Origin of the sequence: Tatumella saanichensis (assembly GCF_000439375.1) — a bacterium.
Lineage (GTDB): Bacteria > Pseudomonadota > Gammaproteobacteria > Enterobacterales > Enterobacteriaceae > Tatumella > Tatumella saanichensis.
Window position 1 is genome coordinate 137,598 of the sequence record NZ_ATMI01000054.1, and the last position, 8,254, is coordinate 145,851.

An 8,254-nucleotide genomic window follows, 5' to 3' on the forward strand; every position below is an offset into this window, starting at 1 on the left:
CTGCACCGTGAGGCCCTACTCCGCATACCTGTTTACACTGTTCAATGCTCTATCACCCTACCACTTGGTAGCAGAGAGTACCGACAACAGCCCTAACTCAGTGGTTTAGCATAAAATCGGCCATTAGCGAAATCTGCGCCTCCAGCATCTGTTCACCGTGATGTGTCGCCAGACCAACCTGTTGTGCGGCAATTAATAGCGGGGTCATCAGCGGATAGATGACCGTATCACAGACTAACGTCTGAGGTCCGAGGGCACTGACCGAAAAGGCCTGCGAGCTATCATCGCCCACCCCGGCCGGGGTGGCATTAATAGCAATATCACACTGCGATGGCGTATCAGTGCCGTGGATCACCACCACACTTGGATGACGGGTAGAGAGACTTTCTGCCAATAATACCCCTTTCTCGTCACTGCGGTTAAACAGGACTATCTCGCTGACCCCCTGTGCCGCCAACGCATGGGCGATGGCACTGCCGGTGAAGCCCGCTCCAGCCAGATAGACCCGTTTTCCTGAAATGCTGTAACCGCGACGACGTAGCCCCTCTATAAACCCGTCGCCCTCCAGCAGACCGCCTTCCAGTTGACCATCTGGTGTCCGGCGGATCACGTTACAGGCTCCGGCGTGCGCTACTGCGGCGGTGGCTTTATCCAAGTGGGAAATGATCGCCTGCTTATGGGGATCAGTGATCACTGCCCCGGCAAAATTCTCATAATGCCGCAAGCCGTTAACCGCACCAGCTAACCCCTGGGCGGTGACATGCATCGGTACCATCAATACGTTGTCTCGCTGTTGTTGATCAAACAAGGTATTCATCCGTTGAGGTGCACGGACTCTGGCAATGGGGTCACCGAGTATTGCCGTCAGACGTAACAGGCCGCTTACCGATTCAATTGAACGCATACTCTCTCCCTGATACAAGCGAGGTTAACTATCAGCCGGGCTGACAGAGAATAATCAGAATGCCGGCCAGCGCGACCACCGCACCGGTCACATCCCAACGGGTTAACGCAATTCCTTCCACAGCAGTGAGCCAGCACAGCGCTACACAAATATAGACCCCACCGTAGGCCGCATAGGTGCGCCCTGCAGCAGCCGGATGCAAGGTCAGTAACCAAGCGAACAGCATCAGACTCAGGGCACCCGGCAACAGTAGCCAGGCACTTTTTTGTTCACGTAACACTAAATACGGCAGATAGCAGCCGATGATTTCGGCCAATGCCGTGACCACAAACAGTAACAACACTTTTAGCATTTCTTCACGCCCTGCTTTCCTTCTTTGTGTAGTGACGACTAAGTTCGATATCCCCAGCAAGACCGTTTCCCAACTTGTAAGTGCAAGTATAGTGGTTAGCGAGGTAAGCCGGTAGATTGGTAACAAAGTACAAAAGTGCAGTTTTCGCTCTCTGTACCCTGATGATGACTTCTATCCTGAAAACAGTTCCCCTGACCTGACTGTCTACGGTGACAGTGCCACAGGCCATCGACTTACTGCGACTATACTTTTTCTGGTCTCAATTTATCACTTTCAGGAGCAGAACCATGACCCAACGTGAACTCGGACAAACTGGCATTGCCATTACCCCTCTGGTATTCGGTGGTAATGTGTTTGGCTGGACCATCGATGCGCAAACCAGTTTCCGTATTCTCGAGACTTTCATTGATCACGGCTTCGACACTATTGATACCGCAGATGTCTATTCCCGCTGGGTCGATGGTAACCAAGGCGGAGAATCCGAGACCATTATTGGTCGCTGGTTACAGGCTAATCCAGGACGGCGTGAAAAAATTAACCTGTTCACCAAAGTGGGCTCCGATATGGGTATCGCTGGTCATAAAGGACTGTCAAAAAAATGGATCATACAGGCAGTCGAAGATTCATTACGACGCCTCAACACCGACTATATCGATCTCTATTTCTCTCACTGGTTTGATCCACAGACACCTTTTCAGGAAACCTTGGAGGCTTACCAACAGCTGCTGCAGGACGGTAAAATCCGCGCCATCGGTGCGTCTAACCTAACGGCGGAACAGTTGGCGGAATCGCTTGACATGGCTGAACAACATCAGCTGCCGGCTTACCAAGTCTTACAACCGGAATATAATCTTTATGATCGCGGCAGTTTTGCCGGTGCCCTGCGCGATCTCTGCCTCGAGAAAAATATCGGTGTGGTGACCTATTACAGCCTCGCCTCAGGTTTTCTTACAGGTAAATACCACAGCCAAGAAGATTTAGGGAAAAGTAAACGCGGCTCGGGGATCAGCAAATACCTCAATCCACGTGGCGTAAAAATTATTAATGCGCTGAATGACGTGGCGTCACAACAGCAGGCCAAACCGGTTGAAGTTGCCCTGGCGTGGCTGATTGCCCGTGAAGGTGTTACCGCCCCTATCGCCAGTGCTACCAGTAGTTCGCAAGTAGAAAGCTTTGCCAAAGCCCTAACTCTGACCCTCACTGGAGAGCAAATCGCCCAGCTGGAGCAAGTTAGCCAGCCGGAAAAATAATCCTAAGGCCGCCGGACGCGTTTTCGGCGGCTGCTGAAGGATCACTCACTCGGTTATAAAATTAAATCAATTAATTAGATAGCATGCTAATCATATGATATTATTTTTCTCATCGAAACAATGAAAATCTTATCAAAAGTCCAGTAACCATCACTATAGGTGATGTTCTGCCCCCAAATAATATCGCTAACACATTATTAACGCTGTATTTTTAATCGCCCTTCTCTTCCAACAGTTCCTCTGAACAATCACCTGAATATCATTCTGATTTTTTGATGTTTTTATTCAAAAAAACAGCGCGATACTTAGTTATATTTTGCTTTAGAGTAGCTTTTTTTAAGGGGATATTATGAATAAATTACTGACAAGCTTTGATCGTGCAGTCGATCACCCTGATTTTGCAAAATTACTGATGCGTCTGGTATTCGGTATTCTGATGCTGTTTCACGGCAGCTTTAAAGTCCAGTACGGTGTTGAGTGGATCAAGCCGATGCTGGCCGCCCATGGCCTGCCTGGTTTTGTGGCTTACGGCGCGTATATCGGTGAAATCATTGCTCCGGTATTGATTATTCTGGGTGTGCTGACTCGCGTTGCTGGCCTAGTCTATGCGATTAACCTGCTGTTCGCCGTAGTTTTGGTGGTCGGTGGTCACTTTATGCAACGTACTGGTGTGGGTGCTTGGGCACTGGAAACCGAAGCGTTGTACTTCTTTGGTGGTCTGATCATCATGCTGCAAGGTGCCGGTAAATACAGCCTGTCTGCCAAATTGAAAGGCTAATTCCCTTATCTGCCGCCTGGCAGAGACTCTTCTAGGCTGCCCGCTCTAATGCTGGCGGCCTGTTTTCTTTTTTACCCCAGCCTATTGCATTACCGCCGGAGGCAATGCCGCTAGTATTCTTTTCGCCTGCCCATCCGTTAACCGGTAATGAAAAAAACGCTGATAGAAATCCTGCGTCTGTTTTTGCATATCAATGCTCGGAAATAGTTGCGGGTGTAACAGTTTTGCCGCCCACTGGATCTGTAACGCCACTTCAGTTCCGTAACGGTCCCAAGGGAAAACGCCGCTAGGGTTACGGATCACATGATGTTCCTTGACGGCTTTCAAACCAGCAAACAAATCACGGTAAGCTGAGTTCTCAAGCGTGCCTGCTCCCGGATCGAGAATAATATAGTCCGGCTGCCAAGCTAGGACTTCTTCCGGTGAAATTTGTTTCATATTGCCACGTACCGCCTGTGCCGCATTGCGTCCCCCCGCTAAGGTGATCCACTGGTCGATAAGGGTGTCACGACCATCTACTTTCAACGGATGCAGTGACTGAATATGCAGCACCATTGGCCGCTGTGAGGCACTCAGCGCAGCAGTCTGCTGAGAAATAGTCTTAATCCATTTATTAAGATAAGCGTTATAGGCCAATGCTTGCTGTCGAGCCTGCACCGTCCCCACCACCTCAGCGGTCATCAATAAGGATTTTTCCATCGACGGAAAATCTGTGAAGCCTGTCATCACCACCGGAATACCAGCCTGACGATAACTGTCGGCAGCGGGGTCATTTTTTACGGTAAACACCACCTGCACATGACGTAGCACCAGCGCTTCGGTGGAGAACTCATGACCACGCGTCTGTAAGGCATGATTTAACGAGGGCTGGATACGAAACATCCAGGGTCGGTCTGTCGGATGATTGACCGTGGCCACAATTTTATCCCCAGCCCCGAGGGTCATCAGCAATGAGTGATGGGCAAACCAGCCATCGGCAATACGTTCTGGCTGATCAGGGACACTGACCTGTACGCCGTTATCATCGGTGATCATTTTTGCTGATAGCCAAGGGCTGGCAAGCATCAGCATCAGGGTTAACAGCGTGCTACGCAGCGGGCGGAGGGGATTGGGGTTCACAAGGGTCACTTTTCTGGTCTGTCACTGCTCGCTGAAATACAGCGGAGAATTTGTCGCATGATAATTGAATAGTGCCATAACCTAGACAACAACTGAAGCCTATTGGCCAATGGGAATCGTGCAGAGATATGTCAGAAAACAGTCGTTTTGTTATAAATGTAGGGATAACGAAAATAGCGTTAGTATCGTGCAAAAGTGATTGAGTCAGTGCACTGAATTGACGATGCTAAAGCGGAACCCAACACCAGGGAGTTTATTATGAAAAAGATGACACTTTATTTGGCAGCACCTTTTCTGCTAGCGTCATCACTGGCTTCAGCAGCTACACAAGGACAGCCAGATCAGCCTGCGCATCCTCATGAGCACCACATGTTCGGTATGCATGCGATGATGCCGCACCCGCCTATGCCGGTATATGCGGTAACTGAAACTACCTCAACCCCGGCAGAAACCCTGAAAACGCTGGTTTCTCAGGTGCCACAAGTCGATACCGGTAAATATCAGGTAAAAATTGAAGTATTACCGCTGCCGCCAAAACCAGGCCCGGCTCCGGCACAGCAACCGACTAACCACTAATCTAAAACAGCGGCAGCGATGCCGCTGTTTTTTTGTCTATCGCATATCCATGTCCGACCACTTCTTACTTCCCCTTACACCCGTATTGGTGCAGCAGGAGTGGCTAACATAGGGTTCAGTAGGAGGACAGCCTATAATCACCGTAGGTGGTCAACAAATAGAGATTGCGTCGTCATTGTTGCTAGGAAACAGACAATGACTCCGGTATGGCAGGAAACCAGGAAAGAGCGAAGCTCTCTCCTGTCTAATTTTACTGTGCGTGCGCTTCGGTAGAGAGCGTCAACGTCACTTGATCAGCCACTGCGGGGATGTACTGATCGATCTTAAAGTCAGAGCGATTCAAAGTGCCAGTTGCATCGAAACCAACTGCCTGTTTTTTCAACATCGGCTGCTCGCCCTGCTTATTGAGGGTCGCATGCAGGGTCACCGGCTTGGTGATCCCTTTTAGGGTCAGATCACCTGTCACATCGAAATGATTATCCCCGGTGGCCACCACTTTAGTGCTACGGAAGGTAGCCTGTGGGTATTTCGCAGTATCGAAATATTTTGCGTTCTGGAATTCACGGGTCAGTGCCGGGACATGGGTATCGATCTCTTTCACCGGAATGGTCACATCGACTTTTGCCTGCTCTGGATGGGCGGGGTCAAAATCAATGGTGCCTCGGGTATTAGGGATATCCGCCGTCGGATGAGAGAAACCGAAGTGGTTCCAAGTAACGATCACCGAAGTGTGCTGTGGATCCATTTGGTAAGTGGCTGCCTGCGTGGAGATCAGCGGCGCTGCCAAACCGGCAACGACCAGGGCTGGGATCACTAATTTTTTCATGGTCTGCATGTCATTCTCCTTATAACGTCATGGATGACCGCCGCGCCCTGATTCAACGTGGGCGGTCGCAGTTAAGCCTAGTCAAAAAATGCCAATAGAGTGACAGGCACAGTTTTAACAAAGCTAACTCACTGACAGGTAAAAACATTCAGCGGCGTGATTGCGGTTCGCCTTGGAGGGTCAGAACCAGGTTTCGGCTACCACCGCTGTTACGATGCTCACACAGATAAATCCCTTGCCAGGTCCCCAGGTTAAGCCGACCGTGACGCACAGGCAGCGTCAGCGACGGACCCAGTAGGCTGCTTTTCAGATGCGCGGGCATATCATCACTGCCTTCATAGGTATGCCGATAAAACGGCGCATTCTCCGGCACCGCATGATTAAAGTAGCGCTCGAAATCACCACGCACTGTAGGGTCCGCATTTTCATTGATGGTCAACGAGGCAGAGGTATGCTGGATAAAGATATGCAACAGTCCGATGTCGATGTGCGACAGTTCAAGCAGCGCATTTTCAATCTCCGCGGTGATCAGATGAAAGCCACGCGGCCGGGGTTTCAAGCGTATTTCGTATTGTTGCCACATATTCTTTCCTTATAAGTCACAGGCTGAAATTATCCGCCTATTACTTGGCGCAAAGCCGCCATCGCCTGGCGGGCCACCTGTTCTGCAGGCTGATTTTTCAGTTCATCATTAAACACTTCCAGACCGAGCGGCCCTTGGTAATGCTTAGCACGTAGCGTCTGTAATAACTCCGCCACCGGAAACACCCCTTCCCCTGGGAGTAAGCGCTGATGACGAGCGATATCGGTCAGTTGATCGGCCTGCGGGATCTCGGCAACATCCGATAACTGCACCAGAAAAATTTTCTCCACCGGCAGTTTATCTAAATCTGCGACGCTACGTCGCAGCGCGAAAATATGGAACGCATCAATCACCAATCCCAGTGCCGGAGAATCGATCTGCTGAACCAATGTCAGTGCCGCCGGAGTGGTATTAATAAAGGTGCTCCAGCACATCGCCTCGTAGGCAATTCTCAGTCCACGCTGCTCGGCTTCGGCCACCAACCAGCGCATATCCTCCACAATTTTCTCCTGCTGACAGCCGCTATCAGTATTGGCGGGCACCAGTACGGTGCTGGCACCCACCTTGACAGCAGTATCGAGGATCTCGATAGCTTGCTGCCGCTTGGAGGCACGATATTCCTGCGCCACGCCGTCAAAATCGAGTAATACCTGATAATCGGTGAGTGCTACCCCCAGAGAAGCCAGCAATTGTCTGACACCTTCAGCGTGGCCGTCGCTTTCGCTGACATCCTGCTGCCATAATTCTGCCTGCTGAAATCCGGCCGCAGCAATGGCCGACAGTTTTTGCTCCGTGGTACCGCCTAGTAGGACCGTATTCAGAAAAAGTGGATACTCCGTATGCATGCTGTTCTCCTGTCGGTCATTCAAAGTTTTCTGCCTTTAAGCCTGGCATATCTGTGACAGAAATCAGCTAAAGCGCGTTTTTTAGCGCGCTGAAGTGACCATTTTTATCTTTTTTTTACGGCTTGGCCCCGCCTTTTTACCCTGTTTTTTCAATGAAAATTTTACACTCTGCTGCTATCACTGATTGCAGGAGATTGTCGATGAACAGTTGGGTTATTACCGGCATCGTGCTGGTAGTACTGCTTATGGCGTACCTAGTGTACGCCTTATGGCATGCGGAGGAGTTTTAATGGCTGCCTCCTCACTTTACCTTATTGCCCTTTTTATGCTGGTGCTGATGGCTGCCGCCCAACCGCTAGGAACGGTGCTGGCCGCCATGACCGAAGGGAGGCTACCACGCTGGCTAATACAGCTCGAAACACCACTATGGCGGTTGGCCGGTATCCGCCCGCAGGAGATGAACTGGCGTCAATATTTGGGTGCAGTAATCAGCCTGAACTTCCTCGGTCTGCTGTTTTTATTCGCACTGTTGCTTGGTCAGGGACATCTCCCGCCCAACCCACAACATTTTCCGAGACTGCCTTGGGATCTGGCCCTGAATACTGCCGTCAGTTTTGTCACCAATACTGACTGGCAGGTCTATGCCGGTGAGTCGACCTTGAGTTATCTCAGCCAGATGGCGGGTCTAACGGTGCAAAACTGCCTGTCCGCTGCCACCGGTATCGCCGTCGCCTTTGCGTTGATACGCACCTTTGCCCGTCAGGGCGTCAGTACCCTCGGCAATGCGTGGCAGGATGTTACGCGCATCACCCTGTGGCTGTTATTACCGCTGGTGCCGCCTACCACGGCTGGCTGATCAGTTATCAAGCTTGGCCCCGGAACTGGATGTTATATTGATCGCCGCCGCCCTAGAGCGTCAGGCGCGTCTGATTAGCGAGCATCAGACGCGCCTCAATAGTGAGCGTGAAAATTGCGTAATACGTTTTTGGCGGCATTGCCTCACGACCTGCCCCCCCCCCCC

At 50.9% G+C, this 8,254-nt stretch carries 10 protein-coding genes and 1 pseudogene; 5 read left to right on the forward strand and 6 right to left on the reverse strand.

Going from position 1 to position 8,254, the window contains the following annotated elements; genetic code table 11:
- Nucleotides 1-97: 97 nt before the first annotated feature.
- Both DW47_RS0115545 and DW47_RS0115550 read right to left on the reverse strand, forming a co-directional pair.
- Complete coding sequence (locus DW47_RS0115545; RefSeq protein ID WP_029687356.1) at nt 98-904, reverse strand: shikimate dehydrogenase family protein; 807 nt, start codon at nt 902-904, stop codon at nt 98-100.
- 31 nt (nt 905-935) lie between these two features.
- On the reverse strand, nt 936-1,256 hold the full coding sequence (locus tag DW47_RS0115550) for a YnfA family protein (RefSeq protein WP_029687358.1): 321 nt from the start codon (nt 1,254-1,256) through the stop codon (nt 936-938).
- A 287-nt stretch (nt 1,257-1,543) separates the two neighbouring features.
- Here DW47_RS0115550 and DW47_RS0115555 point away from each other — a divergent pair, with 287 nt between their 5' ends.
- Entirely contained in the window at nt 1,544-2,506 is a 963-nt protein-coding gene (locus DW47_RS0115555; RefSeq protein ID WP_029687359.1) for an aldo/keto reductase, read from the forward strand.
- Nucleotides 2,507-2,852: 346 nt separating this feature from the next.
- Nucleotides 2,853-3,284 (forward strand): DoxX family protein, encoded by a 432-nt coding sequence (locus DW47_RS0115560; RefSeq protein ID WP_029687360.1) that lies wholly within the window; start codon nt 2,853-2,855, stop codon nt 3,282-3,284.
- Between the two features lie 81 nt (nt 3,285-3,365).
- On the opposite strand, the gene DW47_RS0115565 is transcribed toward DW47_RS0115560, so the two are convergent.
- Nucleotides 3,366-4,355 carry an ABC transporter substrate-binding protein gene (locus DW47_RS0115565; protein ID WP_029687361.1) on the reverse strand — a complete coding sequence of 330 codons (990 nt, stop codon included), beginning with the start codon at nt 4,353-4,355 and terminating at the stop codon, nt 3,366-3,368.
- 306 nt (nt 4,356-4,661) lie between these two features.
- On the opposite strand from DW47_RS0115565, the gene DW47_RS0115570 reads away from it, so the two are divergent.
- Nucleotides 4,662-4,979 carry a hypothetical protein gene (locus DW47_RS0115570; RefSeq protein WP_029687362.1) on the forward strand — a complete coding sequence of 106 codons (318 nt, stop codon included), beginning with the start codon at nt 4,662-4,664 and terminating at the stop codon, nt 4,977-4,979.
- Nucleotides 4,980-5,229: 250 nt separating this feature from the next.
- Here DW47_RS0115570 and DW47_RS0115575 read toward each other — a convergent pair whose 3' ends face one another.
- The 3 genes from DW47_RS0115575 to DW47_RS0115585 all read right to left on the reverse strand — a co-directional run bounded on the left by DW47_RS0115575 (nt 5,230) and on the right by DW47_RS0115585 (nt 7,233).
- On the reverse strand, nt 5,230-5,814 hold the full coding sequence (locus tag DW47_RS0115575; RefSeq protein WP_029687363.1) for a YceI family protein: 585 nt from the start codon (nt 5,812-5,814) through the stop codon (nt 5,230-5,232).
- A gap of 139 nt (nt 5,815-5,953) precedes the next feature.
- Nucleotides 5,954-6,388 (reverse strand): secondary thiamine-phosphate synthase enzyme YjbQ, encoded by a 435-nt coding sequence (locus tag DW47_RS0115580; protein WP_029687365.1) that lies wholly within the window; start codon nt 6,386-6,388, stop codon nt 5,954-5,956.
- 29 nt (nt 6,389-6,417) lie between these two features.
- The gene (locus DW47_RS0115585) at nt 6,418-7,233 is read right to left on the reverse strand and encodes a sugar phosphate isomerase/epimerase family protein (protein ID WP_029687366.1); all 816 of its coding nucleotides are present in this window, start codon (nt 7,231-7,233) and stop codon (nt 6,418-6,420) included.
- Between the two features lie 200 nt (nt 7,234-7,433).
- Here DW47_RS0115585 and kdpF point away from each other — a divergent pair, with 200 nt between their 5' ends.
- On the forward strand, nt 7,434-7,523 hold the full coding sequence (kdpF, locus tag DW47_RS17165) for a K(+)-transporting ATPase subunit F (RefSeq protein WP_071846665.1): 90 nt from the start codon (nt 7,434-7,436) through the stop codon (nt 7,521-7,523).
- Nucleotides 7,523-8,065 (forward strand): annotated as a pseudogene (locus DW47_RS0115595) (potassium-transporting ATPase subunit KdpA); the annotation flags it as partial. The gene kdpF and the pseudogene DW47_RS0115595, both read left to right, overlap by 1 nt.
- Nucleotides 8,066-8,254 lie beyond the last annotated feature (189 nt).

Excerpts from the sequence above, each read along its gene's own strand:
- DW47_RS0115545 (WP_029687356.1), bottom strand. The coding sequence starts at position 904 with ATGCGTTCAATTGAATCGGTAAGCGGCCTGTTACGTCTGACGGCAATA.
- DW47_RS0115550 (WP_029687358.1), bottom strand. The coding sequence starts at position 1,256 with ATGCTAAAAGTGTTGTTACTGTTTGTGGTCACGGCATTGGCCGAAATC.
- DW47_RS0115555 (WP_029687359.1), top strand. The coding sequence starts at position 1,544 with ATGACCCAACGTGAACTCGGACAAACTGGCATTGCCATTACCCCTCTG.
- DW47_RS0115565 (WP_029687361.1), bottom strand. The coding sequence starts at position 4,355 with ATGCTGATGCTTGCCAGCCCTTGGCTATCAGCAAAAATGATCACCGAT.
- DW47_RS0115570 (WP_029687362.1), top strand. The coding sequence starts at position 4,662 with ATGAAAAAGATGACACTTTATTTGGCAGCACCTTTTCTGCTAGCGTCA.
- DW47_RS0115575 (WP_029687363.1), bottom strand. The coding sequence starts at position 5,814 with ATGCAGACCATGAAAAAATTAGTGATCCCAGCCCTGGTCGTTGCCGGT.
- DW47_RS0115580 (WP_029687365.1), bottom strand. The coding sequence starts at position 6,388 with ATGTGGCAACAATACGAAATACGCTTGAAACCCCGGCCGCGTGGCTTT.
- DW47_RS0115585 (WP_029687366.1), bottom strand. The coding sequence starts at position 7,233 with ATGCATACGGAGTATCCACTTTTTCTGAATACGGTCCTACTAGGCGGT.
- kdpF (WP_071846665.1), top strand. The coding sequence starts at position 7,434 with ATGAACAGTTGGGTTATTACCGGCATCGTGCTGGTAGTACTGCTTATG.